Source organism: Paenibacillus etheri, from assembly GCF_001012825.1.
GTDB lineage: Bacteria > Bacillota > Bacilli > Paenibacillales > Paenibacillaceae > Paenibacillus_AQ > Paenibacillus_AQ etheri.
Window position 1 is genome coordinate 40,627 of sequence record NZ_LCZJ02000036.1, and the last position, 24,086, is coordinate 64,712.

Annotated in this window: 27 protein-coding genes, 1 rRNA gene and 1 other annotated feature; of the genes, 1 reads left to right on the forward strand and 27 read right to left on the reverse strand. The window is 44.7% G+C overall.

Going from position 1 to position 24,086, the window contains the following annotated elements; translation table 11 throughout:
* Positions 1-152 precede the first annotated feature (152 nt).
* The 14 genes from UQ64_RS23505 to cysE form a co-directional block, all read right to left on the reverse strand.
* The gene (locus UQ64_RS23505; RefSeq protein WP_060625839.1) at positions 153-752 is read right to left on the reverse strand and encodes a class I SAM-dependent methyltransferase; all 600 of its coding nucleotides are present in this window, start codon (positions 750-752) and stop codon (positions 153-155) included.
* 111 nt (positions 753-863) lie between these two features.
* Positions 864-1,223 carry a 50S ribosomal protein L7/L12 gene (gene rplL, locus UQ64_RS23510; protein ID WP_036680508.1) on the reverse strand — a complete coding sequence of 120 codons (360 nt, stop codon included), beginning with the start codon at positions 1,221-1,223 and terminating at the stop codon, positions 864-866.
* A gap of 68 nt (positions 1,224-1,291) precedes the next feature.
* Positions 1,292-1,795: a 50S ribosomal protein L10 gene (gene rplJ, locus UQ64_RS23515; protein WP_060625840.1), complete on the reverse strand. Its 504-nt coding sequence runs from the start codon at positions 1,793-1,795 to the stop codon at positions 1,292-1,294.
* A gap of 64 nt (positions 1,796-1,859) precedes the next feature.
* Positions 1,860-2,012: a sequence feature (ribosomal protein L10 leader region), on the reverse strand.
* Between the two features lie 67 nt (positions 2,013-2,079).
* Positions 2,080-2,772 carry a 50S ribosomal protein L1 gene (gene rplA, locus UQ64_RS23520; protein WP_036680504.1) on the reverse strand — a complete coding sequence of 231 codons (693 nt, stop codon included), beginning with the start codon at positions 2,770-2,772 and terminating at the stop codon, positions 2,080-2,082.
* 81 nt (positions 2,773-2,853) lie between these two features.
* The gene (gene rplK / locus UQ64_RS23525) at positions 2,854-3,279 is read right to left on the reverse strand and encodes a 50S ribosomal protein L11 (protein ID WP_036680502.1); all 426 of its coding nucleotides are present in this window, start codon (positions 3,277-3,279) and stop codon (positions 2,854-2,856) included.
* Positions 3,280-3,354: 75 nt separating this feature from the next.
* Entirely contained in the window at positions 3,355-3,888 is a 534-nt protein-coding gene (nusG, locus tag UQ64_RS23530) for a transcription termination/antitermination protein NusG (RefSeq protein WP_036680499.1), read from the reverse strand.
* Positions 3,889-3,909: 21 nt separating this feature from the next.
* Complete coding sequence (gene secE / locus UQ64_RS23535) at positions 3,910-4,101, reverse strand: preprotein translocase subunit SecE (protein WP_036680497.1); 192 nt, start codon at positions 4,099-4,101, stop codon at positions 3,910-3,912.
* 20 nt (positions 4,102-4,121) lie between these two features.
* Positions 4,122-4,271 (reverse strand): 50S ribosomal protein L33, encoded by a 150-nt coding sequence (rpmG, locus tag UQ64_RS30345; RefSeq protein WP_076099620.1) that lies wholly within the window; start codon positions 4,269-4,271, stop codon positions 4,122-4,124.
* A gap of 391 nt (positions 4,272-4,662) precedes the next feature.
* A complete protein-coding gene (gene sigH / locus UQ64_RS23540) occupies positions 4,663-5,307 on the reverse strand; it encodes an RNA polymerase sporulation sigma factor SigH (RefSeq protein WP_036680496.1) in 645 nt (214 codons plus the stop codon).
* Positions 5,308-5,465: 158 nt separating this feature from the next.
* Entirely contained in the window at positions 5,466-5,987 is a 522-nt protein-coding gene (locus UQ64_RS23545) for an NYN domain-containing protein (protein ID WP_060625841.1), read from the reverse strand.
* A 2-nt stretch (positions 5,988-5,989) separates the two neighbouring features.
* On the reverse strand, positions 5,990-6,754 hold the full coding sequence (gene rlmB / locus UQ64_RS23550; protein ID WP_042131237.1) for a 23S rRNA (guanosine(2251)-2'-O)-methyltransferase RlmB: 765 nt from the start codon (positions 6,752-6,754) through the stop codon (positions 5,990-5,992).
* Positions 6,755-6,791: 37 nt separating this feature from the next.
* Positions 6,792-7,226 carry a Mini-ribonuclease 3 gene (locus tag UQ64_RS23555; RefSeq protein ID WP_060625842.1) on the reverse strand — a complete coding sequence of 145 codons (435 nt, stop codon included), beginning with the start codon at positions 7,224-7,226 and terminating at the stop codon, positions 6,792-6,794.
* Positions 7,223-8,629, reverse strand: coding sequence for a cysteine--tRNA ligase (cysS, locus tag UQ64_RS23560; protein ID WP_060625843.1), 1,407 nt, complete (start codon positions 8,627-8,629; stop codon positions 7,223-7,225). Before cysS ends, UQ64_RS23555 begins: the two co-directional genes overlap by 4 nt.
* Before the next feature lie 48 nt (positions 8,630-8,677).
* Entirely contained in the window at positions 8,678-9,370 is a 693-nt protein-coding gene (gene cysE / locus UQ64_RS23565) for a serine O-acetyltransferase (protein WP_060625844.1), read from the reverse strand.
* 133 nt (positions 9,371-9,503) lie between these two features.
* Here cysE and UQ64_RS32620 point away from each other — a divergent pair, with 133 nt between their 5' ends.
* The gene (locus tag UQ64_RS32620; protein WP_280818247.1) at positions 9,504-9,635 is read left to right on the forward strand and encodes a hypothetical protein; all 132 of its coding nucleotides are present in this window, start codon (positions 9,504-9,506) and stop codon (positions 9,633-9,635) included.
* Positions 9,636-9,880: 245 nt separating this feature from the next.
* Here UQ64_RS32620 and gltX read toward each other — a convergent pair whose 3' ends face one another.
* From gltX to rrf, 13 genes are all read right to left on the reverse strand, one after another.
* On the reverse strand, positions 9,881-11,344 hold the full coding sequence (gene gltX, locus UQ64_RS23570; RefSeq protein WP_060625845.1) for a glutamate--tRNA ligase: 1,464 nt from the start codon (positions 11,342-11,344) through the stop codon (positions 9,881-9,883).
* Between the two features lie 52 nt (positions 11,345-11,396).
* Positions 11,397-11,885 (reverse strand): 2-C-methyl-D-erythritol 2,4-cyclodiphosphate synthase, encoded by a 489-nt coding sequence (gene ispF / locus UQ64_RS23575; RefSeq protein WP_042131242.1) that lies wholly within the window; start codon positions 11,883-11,885, stop codon positions 11,397-11,399.
* Positions 11,882-12,580 carry a 2-C-methyl-D-erythritol 4-phosphate cytidylyltransferase gene (ispD, locus tag UQ64_RS23580; RefSeq protein ID WP_060625846.1) on the reverse strand — a complete coding sequence of 233 codons (699 nt, stop codon included), beginning with the start codon at positions 12,578-12,580 and terminating at the stop codon, positions 11,882-11,884. Before ispD ends, ispF begins: the two co-directional genes overlap by 4 nt.
* A 95-nt stretch (positions 12,581-12,675) precedes the next feature.
* Positions 12,676-13,764, reverse strand: coding sequence for a PIN/TRAM domain-containing protein (locus UQ64_RS23585; RefSeq protein ID WP_060625847.1), 1,089 nt, complete (start codon positions 13,762-13,764; stop codon positions 12,676-12,678).
* Between the two features lie 180 nt (positions 13,765-13,944).
* Complete coding sequence (gene pssA / locus UQ64_RS23590; RefSeq protein WP_060625848.1) at positions 13,945-14,682, reverse strand: CDP-diacylglycerol--serine O-phosphatidyltransferase; 738 nt, start codon at positions 14,680-14,682, stop codon at positions 13,945-13,947.
* A 64-nt stretch (positions 14,683-14,746) separates the two neighbouring features.
* On the reverse strand, positions 14,747-15,823 hold the full coding sequence (gene disA / locus UQ64_RS23595) for a DNA integrity scanning diadenylate cyclase DisA (RefSeq protein ID WP_042131246.1): 1,077 nt from the start codon (positions 15,821-15,823) through the stop codon (positions 14,747-14,749).
* A 14-nt stretch (positions 15,824-15,837) separates the two neighbouring features.
* Entirely contained in the window at positions 15,838-17,205 is a 1,368-nt protein-coding gene (gene radA / locus UQ64_RS23600; RefSeq protein ID WP_060625849.1) for a DNA repair protein RadA, read from the reverse strand.
* 192 nt (positions 17,206-17,397) lie between these two features.
* Positions 17,398-19,866: an ATP-dependent protease ATP-binding subunit ClpC gene (gene clpC, locus UQ64_RS23605; protein ID WP_060625850.1), complete on the reverse strand. Its 2,469-nt coding sequence runs from the start codon at positions 19,864-19,866 to the stop codon at positions 17,398-17,400.
* A 35-nt stretch (positions 19,867-19,901) separates the two neighbouring features.
* Complete coding sequence (gene mcsB, locus UQ64_RS23610) at positions 19,902-20,966, reverse strand: protein-arginine kinase McsB (protein ID WP_042131249.1); 1,065 nt, start codon at positions 20,964-20,966, stop codon at positions 19,902-19,904.
* A 28-nt stretch (positions 20,967-20,994) separates the two neighbouring features.
* A complete protein-coding gene (gene mcsA, locus UQ64_RS23615; RefSeq protein WP_060625851.1) occupies positions 20,995-21,519 on the reverse strand; it encodes a protein-arginine kinase activator protein McsA in 525 nt (174 codons plus the stop codon).
* Positions 21,520-21,549: 30 nt separating this feature from the next.
* Positions 21,550-22,011, reverse strand: coding sequence for a CtsR family transcriptional regulator (locus UQ64_RS23620; protein WP_042131251.1), 462 nt, complete (start codon positions 22,009-22,011; stop codon positions 21,550-21,552).
* A 387-nt stretch (positions 22,012-22,398) separates the two neighbouring features.
* The gene (locus UQ64_RS23625; RefSeq protein ID WP_060625852.1) at positions 22,399-23,571 is read right to left on the reverse strand and encodes a GNAT family N-acetyltransferase; all 1,173 of its coding nucleotides are present in this window, start codon (positions 23,569-23,571) and stop codon (positions 22,399-22,401) included.
* 420 nt (positions 23,572-23,991) lie between these two features.
* Positions 23,992-24,086 (reverse strand): 5S ribosomal RNA (gene rrf, locus UQ64_RS23630); the annotation flags it as partial.

The following is a 24,086-nucleotide window of genomic DNA, read 5'->3' on the forward strand; positions in this document are numbered from 1 at the left end:
AATTCGCACAAAACTTGCCGTACGGCTTGCGCTAGCCGGCGACAATATATCGCTTGACATTTTCAGCAAACTAAAGACATGGAGCCTATCTTAATACTGACATTTTATAATAATACCACTATCACTATCACATGTCAATAACCTATTGAATTTTATTTCTGAGCTTTAATAATGCGATAACCTTTATCTTTCCCCACTTCTTCCACTTCCGAGAACAAGCTTTCAAGTTTAGCTACCGCTGACGGAGCACCCTGCTTCTTCTGAATTACAATCCACAGAAAGCCACCCTCATTCAAATGATCATAAGCTTCTTCAAAAACCTGATGTACTACAGCTTTTCCCGCACGTATCGGAGGATTGGTGAGAATCACATCGAACTTTTGCTGTTCATTCAATGCGCCGAGCACATCGCTTTCCATTACCGTAACATTCCGGATTCCATTGTGCTGAGCATTCTCACGCGCAAGTTCTACCGCACGACTATTAATATCAATCATCAATACTTGCCCTTTGGGGGCTAGGTATGCTGCACTTATGCCTATCGGTCCATATCCGCAACCCACATCAAGTACTGCCGAACCGTCCGGAATAATCATAGCTTCAATGAGAACTCGGCTACCGTAATCGATATCTCCTTTAGAAAACACACCCGCATCGCTTGTAAAACGAAAGCTTTTGCCTCTTAGAACGGTGTCGATGGTACGTCTGTCATGACGCACTTCCGGTTGCTGCGAATAATAATGTTGCGACATCTCTATCCTCCCTTTCCTTTATGTTAATAGTTGTATTTACACAACCCTACTAACTCTATTTATAAAATAAACCCCTTGAACAAGTTCAAGGGGTTTTCAGTATAGAAGGAATTACTTCACTTCTACAGCTGCGCCTGCTTCTTCCAATTTTGCTTTAGTAGCTTCGGCTTCATCTTTGCTTACTTTTTCTTTGATTGCTTTTGGTGCGTTGTCTACAAGGTCTTTAGCTTCTTTCAAGCCAAGGCCTGTGATTTCGCGAACGATTTTGATAACGTTGATTTTGGAAGCGCCAGCGCCTGTCAAAATTACGTCAAATTCGGATTGCTCTTCAGCTACTGCTGCTACCGCACCGCCAGCTGCTACTGGAGCTGCTGCTGTTACGCCGAATTCTTCTTCAATTGCTTTAACCAGGTCGTTCAGTTCCAATACGCTCATGCCTTTAATTGCTTCCAAGATTGCTTCTTTACTCATGATTGAACCTCCATTTATAATTTAAATTTGTTTGTGGTAATGTGATTTATGCTGCAAGAGTCAAAGGCTTACGCGCTTTGTTCTTCTTTTTCAGCAACAGCTTTAACTGCAAGCGCGAAGTTGCGCATTGGAGCTTGAAGTACGCTAAGCAGCATGGACAGCAAACCATCGCGGGATGGAAGCTCAGCCAGTGCTTTCAATTGGTCCGCGTCGATGACACGTCCTTCTACTACGCCGCCTTTCAATTTCAAAGCGTCGTTTTTCTTGGCGAAATCGTTCAAAATTTTAGCTGGAGCTACTGCATCAGTTGTGCTGAATGCGATAGCTGTTGGACCAGTCAAAACTTCATCCAACTCACTCAACTCAGCCGCAGCAGTTGCGCGACGCAGCAATGTGTTCTTCAGGACTTGAAACTCAACGCCAGCTTCACGAAGTTGCTTACGCAGTTCAGTCACTTGGGAAACGTTCAATCCACGATAGTCCGCTACAACAGTCGAAAGACTGTTTTGCAGTTTCGCAGTAACAACGTCAACCGCATCCTGTTTTGCTTGAATTACTTTTGCATTTGCCAATGTATACACCTCCTGAAAATTTATGTGTCGGCGTTCTTTCCAAGGAAAGCATCACCGCTCCTACGCAGGCATTAGAAAAGCCTCCGCAGAATCACGAAGGCTTGATAAAACGAAAGTTATACGAGCGAGCTCGTTACTTCTTGTTTCTATCACAACACCTCGGTAGGGAATTAAGCACTAAGGCACCTACTGTCTACGGTAAGCATATTCAAGGTTAAGATACATACCTTAAGTTTCACAACTGTTATAGATTATCAAAATTGACTCAAAGAGTCAACCTTTATTTATCTGAAGACGGTTGTGTTCACACGAGCGCTAGGTCCCATTGTGGAAGAAATCGAGATGCCTTTAAGGTATACACCTTTAGCAGCAGCCGGTTTCGCACGGTTCAAAGCGTCGATAAGAGCTTTAAGGTTATCGTTCAATTGTGCAGCATCAAAGGACACTTTGCCGATTGGCGCGTGAATTTGACCCGCTTTGTCAAGACGATATTCGATTTTACCGGCTTTGATTTCTTGCACAGCCTTGGAAACATCGAATGTAACTGTGCCAGCTTTAGGGTTAGGCATAAGACCTTTACCACCAAGCAGACGACCCAGTTTACCGACTTCACTCATCATATCAGGTGTAGCTACGCAGACATCAAATTCAAACCAGCCTTGTTGAATTTTGTTGATCATGTCTTGATCACCAACAAAATCCGCGCCAGCAGCTTCTGCCTCTTTCGCTTTTTCACCTTTTGCAAATACAAGCACGCGTTGTGTTTTACCAGTGCCGTGAGGCAGGACAACAACACCACGAACTGCTTGGTCTTGTTTACGCGGGTCTACACCCAAACGAACTGCTGCTTCAACGGTTTCGTCGAACTTTGCAGTCGCTGCCTTTTTCACAAGCTCTACAGCTTCTGAAGGCTCGTAAGTTGCTTCGCTGTTGATCAGCTTAGCAGCTTCTTGGTATTTCTTACCATGTTTAGCCATGAAATGTTCCTCCTTTGTGGTGTTAGCGGAAATTCCTCCCACATACTTGCGGGTCACGAATGACCGATTCTTCGAAAACTACTAGTCTTCGATTGTGATACCCATACTGCGAGCAGTACCTTCAACCATACGCATTGCAGCTTCTACAGTTGCAGCGTTAAGGTCGGGCATTTTTGTTTCAGCAATTTCACGAACCGCTGCGCGGCCGATTTTTGCTACTTTTTTCTTGTTTGGTTCGCCGGATCCTTTTTCTACTTTAGCAGCGATGCGAAGCAGAACAGCAGCCGGAGGAGTTTTAGTGATGAACGTAAAGGAACGGTCTTCAAATACTGTAATTTCAACCGGAATGATCAAGCCAGCCTGGTCGGCAGTACGAGCATTAAATTCCTTACAGAATGCCATGATGTTGACACCTGCTTGACCTAACGCCGGACCTACTGGAGGCGCTGGATTCGCTTTCCCTGCAGGAATCTGCAGTTTCACCATTTTAATAACTTTTTTAGCCATGAGTGACACCTCCTTGCAAAAATAGTGGTCTTCGAACGCCATTAGCGCTCTCCCACAAGAAACCCTTAGCTTATGTTATATTTTCTCCACTTGAGTGAAATCCAACTCTAGCGGGGTTTCCCGTCCAAACATGTTCACATGCACTTTGATCTTGCTCTTGTCAGCCAAAATTTCTTCCACGGATCCCACAAAATTCGCAAACGGACCAACCATAATACGTACGGATTCCTTGATTTCGAAATCAATCTTCGCTTTAGGTTCAACCATGCCCATATGCTTCAGAATTTGTTCTACCTCTTCCGGAAGCAAAGCTGTTGGTTTAGACCCTGAGCCTGTCGAACCAACAAATCCAGTAACGCCCGGAGTATTGCGGACAACATACCAGGAATCATCAGTCTGAACCATTTCCACCAAAACATAACCCGGGTAAACTTTACGCATAACGGTTTTTTTCTTACCGTCTTTGTTTACGATTTCTTCTTCCATAGGAACAAGAACGCGGAATATTTTGTCTTCCATGCCCATGGACTCAACGCGCTTTTCCAAATTGGCTTTGACCTTATTCTCATACCCAGAATAGGTATGAACGACATACCATCTTTTTTCCATATCAAGCCACCTGGGACCTCTCTAAATAATCGCTTCAATCACAGCGGAAATACCGATGTCCAGAACCCAGAAGTAAATAGCGACAACCACAATTGTACCGAGAACGATCAATGTATAGTTGGTCAATTCTTTACGACTTGGCCAGCGAACTTTTTTGAGTTCACTCCAGCTCTCAGTGAAAAAGGAAAACATAGACTTGAAACTACGTTTCATGCCGACTACACCTCCACAGACTATCTGGTTTCGCGATGAGGAGTTTGCGAGTTACAATACTTGCAAAATTTCTTCATCTCCATGCGGTCGGGGTGATTTCGCTTGTTTTTGGTAGTCGCATAGTTTCTTTGTTTGCAACTTGTACAAGCCAAAGTGATAATTACCCGCATGATGTGCACCTCCCGAGACGTCCTTCTAACTATTCAATTAGAAGACGTAAATATTGATCCTAAAAAAAGCCGCGAATTTAGGCCTACCTAAAACACTTTAGCATAATGTCAAGGTCTGTGTCAACGAAAGAATTCCGTACTGCACTGGGTAATTTCGGGTGTTATAGTCATATGGCCGTACCCTGTCCTTGGGTCTATCTCTTCCTCACACTTCGCTGTCTTCCTTATCATTATGGGGTATTCCGACTGTGTATAAACCTACCCTCAACGGCAACAACTAAAATCGACGCAAATAGAAATTTATGGCATTAGCTCCTAATTCTATCCGGGCAATTTAATGAGACTAAAAAAAAGAACTCGATGTACGAGCTCTCTTGTGTTCATTATATCATTAATTGTCACGCACTTCTAGATATCTTTCTAATTTCCGCTTTACTCGTTGTAAAGCGTTGTCAATTGACTTTACATGCCGCTTTAGATCTTCAGCAATTTCCTGATAAGATCGTCCGTCTAAGTACAACATGAGAACTTTACGCTCTAGGTCGCTTAAAATCTCCGCCATCTTATCTTCAAGTCCGATGAATTCTTCTTGATTAATAATTAACTCTTCTGGATCGAGAACCTGAGTTCCACAAATGACATCCATAAGCGTCCGGTCAGAATCTTCATCATAAATGGGCTTGTCCAAAGAAACATAAGAATTGAGCGGAATATGCTTCTGACGAGTGGCCGTCTTAATAGCGGTTATAATCTGACGTGTAATGCAGAGCTCAGCAAAAGCCTTGAATGAAGAGAGCTTGTCACCTTTAAAGTCACGAATAGCCTTATATAGACCAATCATTCCTTCTTGAACAATATCTTCACGATCTGCCCCGATCAAGAAATAAGAGCGGGCCTTAGCACGTACAAAATTACGGTATTTATTAATTAAGTGTTCCAATGCGCCACTGTCGCCACCACGGAAAGCCTCGACAATATCTTCATCACTTATGAAATCATACTCAGATAGCATTATTTCCTTGAGGTCGACACTCACCAAGAATCCCCCCGGCTGCAACGCAAGACACATCGTTACTTCTCGAAATATAGGATCAGTATATATTATGTTACCTTACACCGTCAACCGGATTTGTCCAAAAACAATCTAGAATAGCATAAAATGGAATAAAAATATTACCAAAATCTTCCCAGTTGTCACTGCCTACGCCAATTTTCCAGTTTACTTCGCACATCAGGAGGCAGTTTGTCTCCCAAAGAATGACGTGTAGAACTGATATTTCCCGGTTCGATAGCCTTTTTTACTTGTTTCTGATTCTCTACAATTTCCAGATGCAATTCTCTTGCAGAAATCCGCAGTGCACCTTGGGCAAAAATAATATGCTGCTCCACAAAGTCACTCGTTGCAACATAGATCTGCCGACGTCGGTTGCTAAATTCTCCAACCAATCGTTCGATGCACTCATCTGCGGTTTCTTTTTCCTTGGTGAAAAACACCTGGACCTTGCCCTGGACAAATGACCTTCCCAATCCTGGAACGCGGTATGCATCAAACACAGCAATAACTCGTCGTCCTGAGTAAGCCTGGTAATCAGCCAGTAAATCCATCAAGCGGTCGCGTGCTTCCTGCATACCAATCTGGGACAGTGCCGCAAGTTCCGGCCAGCCACCGATCATATTATATCCGTCCACAAGCAGCACATCGCGCCAGTCGGCCATAGTTATCCCTGCTGTTGCCGAAGGCGTACCACTTCATACATAATGACTCCTGCGGCGACAGAGGCATTTAATGAATTGATCTTCCCGGCCATCGGAAGCTTGAGTAATACATCACATTTTTCACGAATCAGGCGTCCCATCCCTTTATTCTCATTACCGATTACAACAGCTACCGGTCCTGTGAAAATATTGGATCCAAACAGATTCTGATCTGTGTCCACATCCGTACCTACTACCCAGACTCCCTGCTCTTTCAGACGATCAATGGTCTGACCCAGGTTAGTGACCCGTGCAACCGGAACATATTCCACGGCACCCGCGGATGTTTTGGACACAGTAGCAGTAATCTGAGCCGAACGGCGTTTAGGTACGATTACCCCATGCACTCCAGTACAATCTGCTGTCCGCAGAATGGATCCCAGGTTATGTGGATCTTCGATCTCATCCAGCAAAATCAGGAATGCGGGCTCTCCTTTGGCTTCAGCTGCAGCCAGCAAATCATCTACCTCGACATAGGCAAAAGGTGCCGCTTGAGCAACTACCCCCTGATGTTGCACTCCAGGAGCAAGTTGATCCAGCTTACGCTTGTCCACATGTTGAATGACAATCCCCGCTTTACGTGCTTCAGCAACGATTGGTGCGGTCAGATGCTTCTGAGCCGTTTCTGCAATCCATATTTTATTTAATGTACGACCCGCGCGAAGCGCCTCAAGCACGGAATGCTTCCCAGCCAATATTTCCTCTTCTGTCTTCAAATCTTCTTCCATGTTCACTTCTCCTATTCTCTATTTCGCAAAAGCCTTATCACGGCTGTTTCAACATAAACTGTATGCCACTGTTCACAATTTCTTGTATTCTCTCCTGTTGACCTGTGTAGTATAAGTAACCTATCAGGCACTCAAAGGCAGTAGCATGACGGTATTCAAGAACATCTGCGTTCTTAGGAATACTTCCCGATTTAGCATTTCTCCCCTGACGGGCGACATCTTTTTCCTCTTCTGTGAGACTTGGCTCCAAAAATCCAAGAATTGCACTCTGCGCCTTAGCGGATACAAGTCCTGTAGCAGAGCGATGCAAATGGTTTGGGCGCAAATTCGGAAGAGATACTAAATACTGACGAACTGACACTTCGTAAATAGCATCTCCTACATAGGCAAGCACAATTGGCGAGAGGAGTCGCGCAGGTTTGGAAGGTTCATAAGGAAGCCACCCGTTCTGAAACTTGCGTTCCTCGCTCATTTACGCCGCCACCGCATTCCTTGGGGAGTATCCTCAAGCAATATGCCTAAGCGACCTAATTCATCACGGATCTCATCGGACCGGCTCCAGTTCTTATTCTTACGCGCTTCAACCCGCTCTGCGATCAATCGTTCAACTTCTTCACCCGCAATCTCTTCTTCAAGCTCAGGTGTCAAACGCAGTACAGCATTCATTTCCCCAAAAGCTTGCAATAGTGCAGCAAAATCAGCTGGGGCTGCCTCATTATTCGCAAGGGTATGGTTAGCAAGACTCACCCAATCAAACATAGCGGTGATCGCATCAGGAGTATTAAAGTCATCCTGCATTCTAGCATGAAAATTGGCCACAATTGCAGATAGCTTATCATTAATCTCTGAGCTGACCTCACCCTGAGCACCCTCAGCAGCAAGTTCAAGACGATGTTTAACGTTACTTTCTGCAAGCGAGATACGTTCTACGCTCTTTTCGGCTGAAGTCATGGAATCCACCGAGAAGTTCAACGGATTACGATAATGGGTTGATAGCATGAAATAACGAATGGTTCCAGCTTTAAATTGCCCACGGATATCTTTTACAAGCCAACCGTTACCCAATGATTTCGACATTTTTTCATCACCGATGTTGATAAATCCATTGTGCATCCAGTAATTAGAGAGTGGCTTACCCGTCAGAGCTTCTGTCTGTGCGCATTCGCATTCATGATGCGGGAACTGTAAATCTTGTCCACCCCCGTGGATGTCGATCGTATCCCCCAAGAACTCTCTTGCCATGGCCGAGCATTCAATATGCCAGCCCGGGCGTCCATTCCCCCATGGGCTCTGCCAATACACTTCACCAGGTTTCGCTGCTTTCCACAACACAAAATCTTCAGGCTTCTCTTTACGTGAGTCTACCTCCACGCGAATACCAAACTGCAATTCATCTAGATTCTGACGGGACAGCTTACCATAGTCTTCAAATTTGGAAGTACGGTAGTATACATCGCCACCACTCTCGTAGGCATACCCTTTTTCCTCAAGCTCTTTAATGAATTCAATGATCAGCTCCATGCTTTCTGTTACCCGCGGATTCAATGTTGCCGGTTTTACTCCAAGCCCTTCAAGATCCTCACGATAAGCATTAATGAAAATCTCAGCAACCTCTGCTACTGAAGTGTTCATTTCTTCTGCTTTACGTATTAGTTTATCATCTACATCCGTGAAGTTCGTAACATACCGTACCTCATTGCCGAGTTGCTCCAAATAATTCCGGACCATATCAAAAACAATAATAGGTCTAGCATTTCCGATATGCATATATCCATAAACGGTTGGACCACATACGTACATTTTCACTTTGCCCGACTCCTGGGGTACAAACTGCTCCTTGCTGCGTGTCATTGTGTTGTAAATTTGTAAAGCCATCCTATTCCAACCCTTTCTGTGTCCCGATTCCTTAAGTACCGGATATGCTTAAATTTCGTAATCACCAATATACTGCTGAGTTTCAGCCAGTCGCTGTGCAGTCTTTTGCTTATCTTCTCCTCCAAGCTTCTCTCTGATCTCTTCGATTTCTTTCTGCAAAAAGCGAAGTGAATCCACAAGCGGGTCTGGCATCTGGGTATGATCCAAGCGATCGGATACACGTTCACCATTACGTTTTACTACACGGCCCGGATTTCCTACCACCGTACTGTTATTCGGCACTTCACGCAACACAACTGCATTAGAACCTATATTTGAATTGTCGCCGATACGAAACGATCCTAATACCTTCGCTCCAGAACCAATAACTACATTGTTGCCAACTGTGGGATGACGCTTACCTTTTTCTTTCCCTGTTCCTCCGAGTGTAACCCCTTGATAGATAATAACATCATCACCGATTTCACAGGTTTCTCCAATAACAATCCCCATACCATGGTCGATAAATAACCTATTTCCGATGACGGCTCCGGGATGGATCTCAACACCGGTCATAAATCTACTAAACTGTGAGACTATACGGGCCATTGTATACCAGCGGCGTTTGAAAAAAGAATGGGCAATCCGGTGCCCCCAAATGGCGTGCAACCCTGCATATGTGAAGACAACCTCGAACCAGCTGCGGGCAGCGGGATCGTTATCAAATACCGCCCGAATGTCCGACTTAATATGCTTAAACATCACGGTTCCTCTCTTCTTGACTCCCCCATCTCCTGTTTACAGGTACACAAGGAAGGTATTGTCTCCAATCCATCATTCTTATCATACATATGCTGTGGGTGTTTGCTTGGTTTGTTATATTAAAAAAGATACCTTGAAACAAAAAAAGCCCCTGCAGCATAAAGCTGCAGAGACGTTTAACCGCGGTTCCACTCTGCTTGAACGAATCAAACAGGCTGCGTTGTTACCATCGGCAGAGTTCGTTCGTTCCACTTGGCATCATTAACGGCGATGTACCCGGCGCGATCTAACGAGCCTTAAGGATCGTTCAACCGTGCAGCTCACAGGCGCATGTTCTGCCCCGGACAAATGAATAACTCCCAGCCCGAAAGGGTATACCTTTCTCGGTTATTCTCTCTGGCAATTGCCTTAATGGACGTACTTCTCCTGATCACAGCTATTATCATATGGTTCTATCTTAGCGTAAAAGTTAAGGGACTGACAAGAGGCTTAATGATAAGTAATACTACCCTAAGCTCCTTTAATTTGTGATTTCAAACGTTCGATGACACGGTTTTGGCCGAGTAAAGCAATCGTTATATTAAGATCACGTCCGTGCGTTTGTCCGGTCAAAGCTACACGTATCGGCATAAAGAGTGCTTTACCTTTGTTCCCTGTTTCCTTCTGCACTTCCTTGATCAGAACAGCCATATTGCTAGCACTAAAATCCTGACAAGCTTCAACCTTAGCCAGGAAAGCAGACAAAACTTCAGGCACTTGGCTTTCAGCCAGAACCTGCGCCGCTTCCGTTTCTAACTCCAGATGACTGCGGAAGAATAATTCCGATAGCTCCACGATGTCAGATGCAGATGTCATCTGCTCTTGATACAGCGCTACAAGGCTTTCCGCCCAAATTTGCTGTTCTTCAGTGAGTTCGGCCGGTATTCTTCCTGCCTTTTGCAGATGTGGAATAGCTAGTGCAGAGATCTGTTTAGGATCAGCATGCTTAATATAATGATTATTCAGATGCGCCAGCTTGTTTTTATCGAATACAGCCGGGCTTTTGGACAAACGGTCCGCATCAAAAATAGAAATGAGTTCTTCTTTACTGAAGATCTCTTCTTCTCCCTCTGGCGACCAGCCCAGCAGAGAAATGAAGTTAACCAAAGCCTCAGGCAAATAACCCAATTCGTCATACTGTTCGATAAACTGAATAACGGATTCATCCCGTTTGCTGAGCTTCTTGTGGTTGTCGCCAACAATAAGTGTCATGTGACCAAATAAAGGCGGTTCCCAACCGAGTGCTTCAAAGATCATAAGTTGACGCGGAGTGTTGGAAATATGATCTTCTCCACGCAATACATGGGTAATAGCCATCAGATGATCATCAACAGCTACTGCAAAGTTGTAAGTAGGAATTCCATCCTTCTTCACAATAACAAAGTCACCCATTTCCTTCGTGTCAAAAGAAATGTTGCCCTTTACGATATCATCGAATGCATACGTACGATCTGCTGGTACACGGAAACGAATACTAGCTACTCGTCCTTCAGCTTCAAAAGCAAGGCGCTGCTCTTCCGTCAAATCACGGTGTTTGCCAGAATAACGAGGGGTTTCTCCGCGAGCGGTCTGTTCTTCACGTTCCGCTTCCAGTTCTTCCTCTGTGCAATAGCAACGGTAAGCCAAACCTCTATCCAGCAAGTCCTGCCAATATACACGATAAAGATCCAGACGTTCAGTCTGGCGGTAAGGTCCGTACTCTCCGCCGACATCAACACTCTCATCCCAATCCATGCCTAGCCATTTCAAATACTTAAGCTGGCTCTCTTCGCCACCTGCGACATTGCGCTTCACGTCTGTATCTTCAATTCTGATAATGAATTTACCGCCTTTATTACGGGCGAACAGATAGTTAAACAGCGCCGTTCTGGCGTTACCTATATGTAAATGTCCCGTAGGGCTCGGTGCGTAACGCACCCGGACTTGATCCGTCATTATATTCCCTCCGCTTCATATGGTTAAACTACAATTTACTACTTAGACCATCTCAAGATGATATCACATCTTGGAGTAGACAGACAATAGATTGTGCGGCAATTCCTTCGCCACGACCGGCAAAACCAAGCTGCTCAGTAGTGGTAGCTTTAACATTCACCTTGGACGGGTCCGCGTGAAGCGCACGAGCGATGATCTCCGTCATCTGAGGAATATAGGGTGCCATTTTTGGTTTTTGTGCAATAATCGTTGAATCGATATTTCCAAGCTTATAACCACGCTCGCTAGCAAGCGCCCACACTTGTTCTAATAATTTCAAGCTATCCGCGTCCTTAAACGCTGGATCTGTGTCCGGAAAATGTCTGCCAATATCACCAAGTCCAAGTGCGCCTAGAATGGCGTCACTTACTGCATGCAGCAGCACATCTGCATCGGAATGCCCCAGTAATCCTTTTTCATAAGGAATCGTAACTCCTCCAATAATACAAGGTCTTCCCTCTACCAGTTGATGTACATCAAATCCTTGTCCTACAGCGATCATGATTGTCCCTCTCCCCTGTTACTTTCTGTGAATTCTGCAAAATCCAAATCGTCAGGCGTCGTAATCTTAATATTTCTGTAGCTTCCCTCTACCACAGAAACCGGAATGCCGGCACGTTCCGCTAAGCTGGAATCATCGGTACCTAGGAATCCATCCCGCTCCGCCGCTGCGTAGGCATCCAGCAATTCAGAAAGACGAAAAGTCTGCGGGGTTTGAATCGCCCACAGACTTCGCCGATCCGGCGTAGAAAGTACTTTGCCTTCGTTATCTACCTGTTTGATCGTATCTTTGACTGGCACAGCAAGAACTGAAGCACCAATCTGCTTCGCTCGCTCGTAGCATGCCTCAATTTCATTCGGCTGTACAAACGGGCGAACACCATCATGCACCATTACCCATTGTGTCGTAAGTTTCAACAATCCTTTATGTACGGAATGCTGACGCTCAGATCCACCAGGTACTATAGCCTTAACCTTGTCCAGCTTATAGAGCTGTATCCATTCCCGGCAGCGCTCAATATCTTCCTTACCGGTTACGAGCACGATTTCAGAAATCAATTCGTGCTGCTGAAATACTTCCAGCGTATGAACGATAATTGGTTTACCCTGCAGTAACAGATATTGCTTGTTCTCTACAGTCCCCATTCGCGTTCCTCTGCCTGCCGCCACAATGACGACGCCTACACTGTTTGACATTACTCAGGCTCCTGTCTTTCACGTATATTCCCATCATAACGTGTTTGGCGGGCATTTCCAACCCATAGGACATTTGCCGTACACTTTATCTACGCTTATTGTGCTTTTTCCAAGAGCTTTGGCTTTGCAAATATCATCCGTCCAGCCGAAGTTTGCAGCACACTCGTGACGAGAACCTCCATCGTAGTCCCGATATATTCCCGTCCGCCTTCCACAACGATCATTGTTCCATCGTCTAAATAGGCTACGCCTTGTCCATGCTCTTTGCCATCCTTAATGACCTGAACTACGATTTCCTCACCAGGCAACACTACTGGCTTCACGGCATTCGCAAGATCATTAATGTTCAGGACAGAGACTCCTTGCAATTCGCATACTTTATTCAAATTGAAGTCATTGGTAACTACTTTACCTCGCAGTACCTTCGCTAACTTCACCAGCTTACTATCCACCTCAGAGATTTCTTCAAAATCCCCCTCATAGATTAACACCTTCACATCGAGCTCTTTTTGGATTTTATTGAGAATATCAAGTCCCCGCCGTCCGCGATTCCGTTTCAGTAGATCGGAAGAATCTGCGATATGCTGGAGCTCCTCAAGTACGAATTCCGGTATAACAATCGTTCCCTCAATAAATCCAGTTTTGCAAATGTCGGCGATCCGACCATCAATAATCACGCTTGTATCGAGGATTTTATGCTCTTCCAGCCCACGACCTTCTGGTTCAGCCGCTTGTCCCCAGCGTCCAGTTGTCCAAAGTGCAGCTAGCTCTTCTTTTTTCTCCAAACCGATCCTCAGCCCCATATATCCAAAAGCTAACGTAACGGGTACCTGCAGCAACTGCCCAGCTTTTCCAAGCCAAATCATAGCAGGATATAACAGAAGAGATAGCAAAAGCCCCCCAGTAAGCCCAGCTGCACCTGCAGCCAATTCATTCATTGGTATACGCGAACAGTACAGAACCGCCTCCTGCAGTTTTGAACCTCCCCATTCCGCGCATAAAGACCCCGCAAACAAAAAAATAATGGCACCCAGCACCGTAAATAAAATGCTTCCCTCTACAGGTAAACTTTCACTCAGCTTTTCCATTCCCTTGGGGAATCCTCTTTCAAGCGCATGGTATAGCGAAAAACCAGACCAAGCTCCACATATTAAAGCAAAAGACAATATCACTTTTTTCCACATAACCTAACGCACCTCCTTTTTATTCATCCTTGAATGATCTATACCTCACCAGTATGTTCCAATTTTCAAGACGATAAACTTAGGGTAGCGCTGGAATTACAAAAAGGCTTTGCCATCCCCTAAGGACGACAAAACCTTTAACTTAATTGTATCGATTAAACCTTACTTCAAGAGACTGCTTTAACCGTTCTTCGAATGATACACTTTATCTTCTGAACGTCTTCTACGACGGTGACGGCGTCTGGCTGTCAATCGATCAATGTTTTGTTTAAAACCATATAACGCGTAAATCCCAAGTAAGACGAAGATTAGCTTAGCAATTTGTTCTGGGAACACAACGGCAACTGCCACAGCAACAATAATAACTACTGGCGCTCCAACAACCACTTTTTTAGGTAATCCAACCTTCTTAAAATTAGGATATTTAACAGTGCTGACCATCAAATATGATAAGAGCAATGTAGCCACGATCATAAACGGAGCAGAAACATCTTTATTAAAAAGAGCTAATGTGGCAAGTACACCACCAGCAGCAGGAATTGGCAGTCCGATGAAATAACCAGGAACCCCTGGGTGAACATTAAAACGAGCAAGGCGCAAGGCACCAAACACCGGGAAAATTGCAGTTACTGTCCAAGCTAATGCAGAATTTAAATCATGCAGGCTTGAGACGTACATAATAACAGCCGGTGCTACTCCAAAAGAAACGACATCTGACAAAGAGTCCAGTTCCTTACCAAATTCACTCTCACATTTAAGTGCACGAGCAACCCGGCCATCCAATCCGTCTAACAGCATAGCAATAATAACCATGATAGCGGCCATGCTAACTTTACCGTCAAACGCCATCATGATACCAAACATTCCGAGCATCAAGTTACCTATCGTAAATAGACTCGGAATTGATTTTTGTATCATTTCTTCACCTCAATTTTCTCACATTGGCCTTCAACAGCTCCAATATTACGTGATTGTATGTTATTTACATTTGTCTGTCAATAAGAACTTGCTTCTGTAAACGTTTGAGCCCATCCTGAATATTACGAGCCCGCACCTCCCCAATTCCGTCCACTTCATCTAGTTCAGCTATGCTTGCAGACATCAAATTAGGCAGCATTTCAAACCGCTCAACCAGATTATGAATGATCACATTTGGAAGCCGTGGAATCTTGTTAAGCAGACGATATCCACGTGGTGTAACCACTTCCTCGGAAGAAATTGCCGTAGAAGAATAGCCCAGCAATCGAGCAATATGGTTGTCATCCATTAGATCATCATCACTAATACGTTTGAGGCCGGCAATAATTTCACGAATTTTATCTTCTTGTTCTTCCTTAGCATAGTCTCTGTATAGAAGCCATGCTTCTTCCTCTGTATTTCCAACCAGTTCTTCCATCTGCATGCTGATTAAGCGTCCTTCGTTGCCCAGTTCATTTATATATCGTTTGATCTCCATTTTTATGCGTAGAACCATCTCTACCCGCTGAATCACTCCAACCACTTCGGCGACAGTGACGATTCCCTCATATTCCGAAGCAGACAAATTCGTCAGTCCTTGTGTAAGAACTGCTTTATACTTTTCGAGGGTTTGAATCGCTTGATTAGCCTTAGCCAAAATAGCTCCGATTTCTTTTAATGCATATCGAATGGAGCCTTGATAGAGGGTAATGATATTGCGGCGCTGTGAAATGGAAACCACCAGTTTACCTGTTTGCTTCGCTACACGCTCGGCGGTCCGGTGACGAATACCTGTCTCGATGGAAGAGATGGACGAATCCGGAATCAGCTGTGTATTTGCATATAAAATGCGTTTTAAATCCTCACTAAGAATAATGGCACCGTCCATTTTGGCGAGCTCATATAAATAATTGGGCGAAAAATCGCAGTTAATGGAGAAACCTCCATCCACTACCTCCATCACCTCAGGACTATACCCAACGACGATTAGTGCTCCCGTCTTAGCGCGTAGCACATTCTCCAGACCTTCCCGAAAAGGTGTTCCTGGTGCCGCCAGTCTGAGCAGATCATTCATATTCTCTAATTGGTTATATTCTTTCATAATCTCTGTGCCCCCTAATCTAACGCGACCGATAGTGCATCTGCTACGGTACTGACGCCAATAATCTGGATATCTTGCGGGTGCTTCCAGCCCTTCAAACTTTTCTCTGGCATGATCACCCGCCGGAAGCCTAGCTTCGCGGCCTCCTTCACACGCATTTCCGCGCGCGAAACACCTCTTACTTCACCTGTAAGTCCTACTTCACCGAAGAAAACATCGTAAGGTTTTGTTGAAATATCACGAAAGCTGGAAGCGATACTAATAGCTACTGCTAAATCAATCGCCGGTTCATCCAGCTTTACTCCTCCAGCAACATTAAGGTAAGCATCCTGATTCTGCAGGAACATGCCCATTCGCTTCTCCAGTACAGCGATAATGAGTGCCATCCGCTGGTGATCCATACCTGTGCACATCCGGCGCGGGGAAGGGAAATGAGTAGCAGCGACAAGAGCCTGAAGCTCAACAAGCACCGGTCTAGTCCCTTCCATACTGGCCACGACTGTAGAACCGGCTACGCCGAGTGGACGTTCCGACAAGAAGAGCTCAGATGGATTTTCTACTTCAGTTAGCCCCACTTCACCCATTTCGAAAATGCCGATTTCATTCGTTGAACCGAAGCGGTTCTTTACAGCCCGCAGAAGTCTATACGTATGATGCCGCTCTCCCTCAAAATACAGCACACAATCCACCATATGTTCAAGCATACGTGGGCCTGCAATAGCTCCTTCCTTGGTGACATGCCCAACGAGAACTGTTGCAATTCCCCGAATCTTAGCGATACGCATAAATCTTGTCGTACATTCCCGAACCTGGGTCACACTGCCTGGCGCACTGGTTACTTCTGGCATAAATACAGTCTGAATCGAATCGATAACAAGAAATTGCGGCTGAATTTGTTCAATCGCTTCTTCTATGCTTTCCATATTCGTCTCACATAGTACATATAGCTCAGCTGACAACGCACCGAGGCGATCCGCACGTAGCTTAGTTTGCCTTACCGATTCTTCGCCCGAAATGTACAGCACTCGCAATCCCTGAGTAGTAAGAGCATGCGATGTCTGTAATAAGAGCGTAGATTTACCGATTCCTGGGTCTCCCCCTACTAGTACCAGCGATCCTGGTACGATCCCCCCACCGAGAACACGGTTAAGCTCACCTATACCTGTCAGTATGCGCGGTTCCTTGTCACTTTCTATACTTATGATCGATTGTGCCTTTTCTTTACTATGAAAAATAGGGGCATTCATTCCCTGTGTTTTGACTACGCTTTCCGTTTCCTCCACCATGGAGTTCCAAGCTTGGCACCCGGGGCATTTTCCGAACCATTTTGGCGATTCGTATCCACAATCGGTGCAAAAAAATTTAGTTTTTGGTTTAGCCATTTGTTCTCCTTACGGTCCGAACTTTTAAATTGCGGATATTTTCTTCTAATGAAAGTTTACCATTTCTGCCCCTTTAACGAAAGGTCATTCGGAATTTGTACTAAATGTATATTTTTAAGTGATAAATTTATATTAAAAAAGCTTCCGCCCCTCTATAAACTGAGGAGCGGAAGCTTCATTTATTCCGTTTTTTTATTCGGATTCTACTTCTTTTTCAAGCAATGGCGCTACAGGAGCATCCACTTTCTTCACTACAAGTTCTCCGCCAACTTCATCAATGTTGAGTGAATCACCCTTTTGGATATTTCCTCTCAACAATTCCTCGGAAAGACGGTCTTCAATATGCTTCTGAATCGCACGACGCAATGGACGTGCACCGAAGGCTGGGTCGTAACCTTCCTTAGCCAGGAAAGCCTTCGCTGCATCCGTGAGTACGAAATCAACATCATATTCACGTAGCCGCTTGCGCAGTTCATCAGACATCAACGTAACAATTTCAGCAATATGCTTCTCATCGAGGGAATGGAAGACGATGATTTCGTCAATCCGGTTCAAGAACTCTGGACGGAAGCTCTTCTTAAGCTCTTCCATAACCTTGCCCTTCATATTACCGTATTCTGCTCCGGCATCTTGCACCGCTGTGAATCCAAGTGTCGAATTCTTCTTGATCGCCTGTGCGCCTACGTTAGAAGTCAGAATAATTAATGTATTACGGAAATCGACTACCCGTCCTTTAGAGTCAGTCAAACGACCATCTTCAAGAACTTGCAGCAAGATGTTAAATACTTCTGGGTGCGCTTTTTCAATTTCATCAAGCAGCACTACAGAATAAGGTTTACGGCGTACCTTCTCGGTTAATTGGCCACCTTCTTCATAGCCAACATATCCAGGAGGGGCTCCGACTAAGCGGGACGTGGAGTGCTTCTCCATGTATTCCGACATATCAATACGGATGACCGCATTCTCATCGCCGAACATGGCTTCAGCCAATGCACGAGCCAACTCAGTTTTACCTACACCTGTAGGACCGAGGAAGATAAAGGAACCCATTGGACGTTTTGGATCTTTAAGACCCGCACGCGCACGGCGTAGTGCCCGGCTAACTGCCTTAACAGCTTCGTCCTGACCAATTACTCGTTCATGCAGTAAAGCCTCCATGTTAAGCAGACGGTCAGTCTCCTCTTCCTTCAGCTTGCTTACAGGTATACCCGTCCAGCTAGCAACAACCTGTGCGATATCTTCAGGTGTAACCTCCGAATCCGTGCGGCCCTGTTTTTCTTTCCATTGGTTCTTAGTCGTATCAAGTTCTTCACGGATTTTTTGCTCTGTATCACGCAAGGCTGCCGCTTTTTCAAACTCTTGACTCTGCACGGCGGAATCTTTCTCCTTGCGGATATCATCCAAACGCATTTCAAGTTCCTTCAGATTTGGCGGGATGGTGTAAGAGTGAAGCCTTACTTTGGATCCTGCTTCATCGATGAGGTCAATCGCTTTATCTGGCAGGAAACGATCCGGAATATAACGATCGGACAGCTTCACGGCTTCCACAATAGCTTCATCCGTAATCTTCACACGGTGATGCGCTTCATAACGATCGCGAAGTCCGAACAGAATTTGGACAGCTTCCTCTGGAGAAGGCTGATCCACTGTAATGGGTTGGAAACGACGCTCCAAAGCTGCATCTTTTTCAATATATTTACGATATTCATCAAGCGTGGTCGCACCGATGCACTGAAGTTCTCCGCGGGCTAAAGCCGGCTTAAGAATGTTGGATGCATCAATGGCACCTTCTGCGCCACCAGCACCAATCAGCGTATGAAGCTCATCGATAAAGAGTACGATATTACCTGCTTGACGAATCTCATCCATAATTTTCTTGAGGCGGTCTTCAAACTCACCGCGATATTTTGTTCCAGCCACTACCGAGCCCATGTCGAGCGTCATGACGCGTTTGTCGCGAAGTGTTTCTGGAATTTCATTATTGATAATCTTTTGTGCAAGTCCTTCCGCGATAGCTGTCTTACCAACACCAGGTTCACCGATCAGTACCGGGTTATTTTTAGTCCGGCGACTCAGTACCTGAATAACACGTTCAATTTCCTTGCTACGGCCGATAACTGGGTCTAGATTGCCCTCCTTAGCATAGGCGGTCAAATCCCGCGCAAGACCATCTAGGGTCGGTGTGCTGACGTTAGCCGGAGTCCCACTATGACTAGAGGCAGCCTCACTGCTTCCCAGGAGCTGAAGTACTTGTTGACGAGCTTTATTCAAGCTGATGCCGAGGTTATTAAGCACACGAGCCGCGACACCTTCTCCTTCACGGATAAGTCCAAGCAGAATATGCTCAGTGCCAACATACGTATGACCCAGTTTGCGGGCTTCGTCCATCGACAGCTCAATCACTTTTTTAGCGCGAGGAGTATAAGCAATGTTCGTAGGCTGTTCTTGACCTCTGCCAATTAGTGTCTCCACTTCGTCCTGGATTTTTTCAAGACCTAGCCCTAAAGCAATTAATGCCTTAGCAGCAATGCCGTCTCCTTCACGAATAAGTCCGAGCAAAATATGTTCTGTGCCAATATTGTTGTGTCCTAAACGAACAGCTTCTTCCTGCGCCAGCGCTAGCACTTTTTGTGCGCGTTCCGTAAATCTTCCAAACATCATATCTCCTGCACCTCCATGAATAGTAAATATCTATATTAATGTTGTGTTCCCAGTGTCTCTCGGAGCAGTTTTGCCCGATACATATCTCGTTCAGTGGCGTTCAACTCATCACCGAACATCTTTTGCAGAAATCCTGGCTGTGTCTTAACGTTAAGTTCATTAAGCACTGAAATCGAAAGACCTTCCAGAATGCCAAGGTCAACCCCAAGTCTCACATCAGACAGTCGTTGTGCAGATTCTTTAAGCTCCATAAGAGCTGCATAACATAAAATCCCATAAGAACGCTTCACTCGGTCTGTTATTCTCAGTGCGGAATCAACAAGCAGCCGTTCACGGGCATTTCGCTCATGCTCTATAATCTGCGTAACTACACTGTGAAGGTTCTCTATAATTTCACTTTCCGTTTGACCAAGGGTGATCTGATTTGAAATTTGAAAGATGTTCCCTACTGCTTCGCTGCCCTCACCGTAAATTCCTCTTACAGTCAATCCTACTTGGTTCACTGCAGACAATATACGATTGATCTGATGAGTCATTACAAGCGCTGGTAGATGCAGCATTACCGAGGCACGAAGCCCTGTACCCACATTAGTGGGACAACTAGTCAAATATCCTCTTTTATCATCAAAAGCGTAATTGACAGCTGCCTCAAATATATCATCGATCGCCGTCGCACGTTCCCAAGCTTCTCTAACCTGAAGACCAGGAAACAGACATTGGATTCGCAGATGGTCTTCTTCGTTAATCATGATGCTGACCGACTCATCTTCATTTAATAAGACAGCCGCACTGCGCGAATCATTAGCCAAGTTAGGACTGATTAGATGCTTCTCAACCAGTACCTTTTTGTCCAGTTCATTCACTTCATCAAGCTTTAGGAGTTGAAAAGATCCGAAATCTGCAGCTGCTTCCTCATGAAACACAGGAGCCAGCAGCTCTAATACTTCTTCCGATTGCTCTAATGAAGCCAGCATCGGGAACGGAAGATGCTCTAGATTACGGGCAATACGCATACGACTGCTAATTACAATCTCGGAGTGACTACCTCCAGAGCGCATCCAATCACTAAGCGCTTGTTCAGTAAATCGGAGACTTGACATGTCATATCCCCCCTATATATCAAAGACTTTACTCTTGTGTTATTTCTTTTTCAAGTTTACGAATCTGATCTCGCAGCTCCGCTGCTTTCTCGAATTCTTCTTGTATAATACTTTGCTGTAATTCCTGCTTGAGCTCATCAATTTGGCGTTTGAATACAATCTGAGCTCCTGCACGTTTCGGTATCTTACCTACATGTGAAGTACTGCCATGCACTCGTTTAAAAAGCGGGTCCAGCGCGCTGTTAAAATACTTATAACAGGAACTACAGCCAAAACGACCTAATTTGCTGAACTGAGAGTACGTCATCCCACAATTCTCACATTGCAAACTCTGCGTAGTCTTCGTTGCAGCCGACTTCTCCTTGCCGGCACCTTCAAGATCAAGCAGACCTGACAGCAGACTGTGGATGGAGAATCCCCCAGCCGTTCCGGGAATGAGTTCACCCTTCTCCCGTGCACAGCTCTCGCAGATATGAAACTCGGTCTTCTCTCCATTCACGATCTTAGTGAAGTGGAGTGTTGCCGGCTTGACGCCACATTCCTGGCATTGCATAAGCGAAAGCCCCTCCCTTATGGTTGACAATTATTTGCCTAACAAAGAGATTAACATCGCCTTCATAATCTTGGCACGAATCTCATCCCGGTATGGAATCTTAACCGTTAGGCATTCCCGAGAAACAGCAGCGCGCATAAGACACGCTTCACGCTTACTTAGAAAACCAGCTTCCTCCAGCTGATAAATCAGACCTTCAGCAGCGTTCTGATCAATCCCGCCACCTATAGTATGGTTTAAATGGGCATGCAGTGCCACGTTTGGTGGTAATTCAAAACGTTGAATACGAATATATCCCCCGCCACCCCGCTTACTTTCCACCACATAACCTTTTTCCAGAGTAAAGCGTGTACTGATGACATAATTGATCTGTGACGGTACGCATGAGAACTGGTCCGCCAGGTCATTTCGCTGGATTTCCACCGTACCTTCGGGACTTTCATGCAAAATATTCTTCAGATATTGTTCGATAATATCAGAGATATTGCGCATCACTCATCCTCCAGTGCTTATCTTTATAATACCGATTGCAACTTGCATTCATAATGACAATGGTCTTTAATTGAACTTAAACATTTGTGGATAATCCCACGCGTTCAGAGGATCGGATCGATGTCATTAAGTTTCGTTGACTTTGACTTTCTTTGACTTTTTAATATTATAACATATTCTGTGCTAATTCCAAGTGGATTCTCTTATTTTTCACTTTTTTCAGCGAATGTATTCGGAAATAAAGAACTCTCCCAACTTCTTTCGAAGGGGAGAGCCCGAAATTTTGTCAAGTATAAACGCCTTCGGGGTCCTTATTAGGACGATAAAGCGTTTAAGCGAGAAATATAAGGATAATGTATAGCGTGAAACTTATACTTTCTTATATTTTTAAAAATAATCAAATAATGCAGTTTGTGCTTGCGGAAGGATTTCTTCAAACCATTCCAGTGCAGTTGAATGACCTGAGATGTGTCCATAACGAGCTAACTCTGCCGGACGTTTATATCCAAGCATCAAGGTCGTCAATGTACCTATATCACAGCTTAAGTCTGCTTCTGCCCGGTCCCCTTCCACTCGTGTTAAAGTAGCCGATCCCTCATTAGAGATGTTCCATTCCCACAATCCATCGTTCCAGGTTGCATATTTATCATCGATATATATAAGTTGCTTCTTTTGAGTACTGTTTCCTCTGAAGGCGTAAGTTTCAATGAATGACTTGGCATTAACAATTCGCCCCATAAAATAAGGATAATTCTCTTGTTCTATACGGGGATCTGGCAGCAAGAAGGGTAACATATCGTCCGAAGGCACTAGCTTTAAGGATGCACCGGTCACCATCGAATCATGGTTCGCAAGAAATGTCCACAGCCCTTGCCGAGCTTGTTCGTTCAAAAAAACAAATTCATTAATCATCAGTTCTCTGTTCTCTACCTTATACAGCACGTATCCCTCTGGTTCACCATTCGTGGAGTAAAACACTGCACTCTTTCCTTCGTCATCTAAAACAGAGTTCTCCCACCAGTCCAGACCACGCTTGAGTGTCCCGTTATATTTGACAGCGAATCGATTGTATAAGCTATCCAATACTTCAATATTTTTTATGTCCCGTTTAACTTTACCTTCAACTTCAACCTTTTTGGGAAACTTCGCTACTGGAATGGAGTATTTCTTATATTCACAATAAACTTCCCAACCAAATTTGCGATAAAAGGGAATCAGGAACGGATGCAGAAAAGAGAGCGTTTGACCCGCCTCATTCATCGTATGCAGCGCATGAGACAGAAGATTTGCCACATGCCCTTGTCTGCGGTTCTCTGGCCATGTCGCTACTCCTGCTATACCACCCATAGGTACCACTCTGCCCTGTATGTACACTTGGAAAGGAATAATCGTTAATTTAGCTTCCAATGTTTCGCCCTCAAAAGCACCCCATACCTGTTCAGCCTTGAATCTTTCCTTAGCATTTGCCCTTTTTTCACTAGGAAGCTTGTACTGGAAAGCATATTCTGACAAGTTCATGCTTGCATCGAATTCTTCTGAACGTAACTGTCTTATTACCACAAACTCACCTCATCCTTTATAAAATTACTTTTAGGATAAGTATAACAAGAGCGTCTATTATGCGCTAATCTATTGCATTATTTATGACATTTTTTTTAGTTATCCACAGCTCTATACAGTTTTAAAAATAGTCTTGAAATCTTGTCACATCCAAGTTAAAATAGTTATCCACTTATCAATCCCTCTATCCACATAATTCCGGCTATATCCACAGCAACCCGTGTATTACTTAGGTTTTCTGTTGACAGATTCATATAAATATGTATTTAATCCACACTATTTAGGGATTATTTCTCTTTCGATCGTCTATCCACATGTGTGTAACTTTTCTGCAAATCCAAAAGTTTATCCACAAGTTTTCCACAGACTATAATAGACGCAAAAAAGCCACTGTCGATTACTCAACAGTGGTCTAATTGTGCTTGGCAACGTCCTACTCTCCCAGGACCCTTCGGTCCAAGTACCATCGGCGCTGGAGGGCTTAACGGTCGTGTTCGGGATGGGTACGCGTGGAA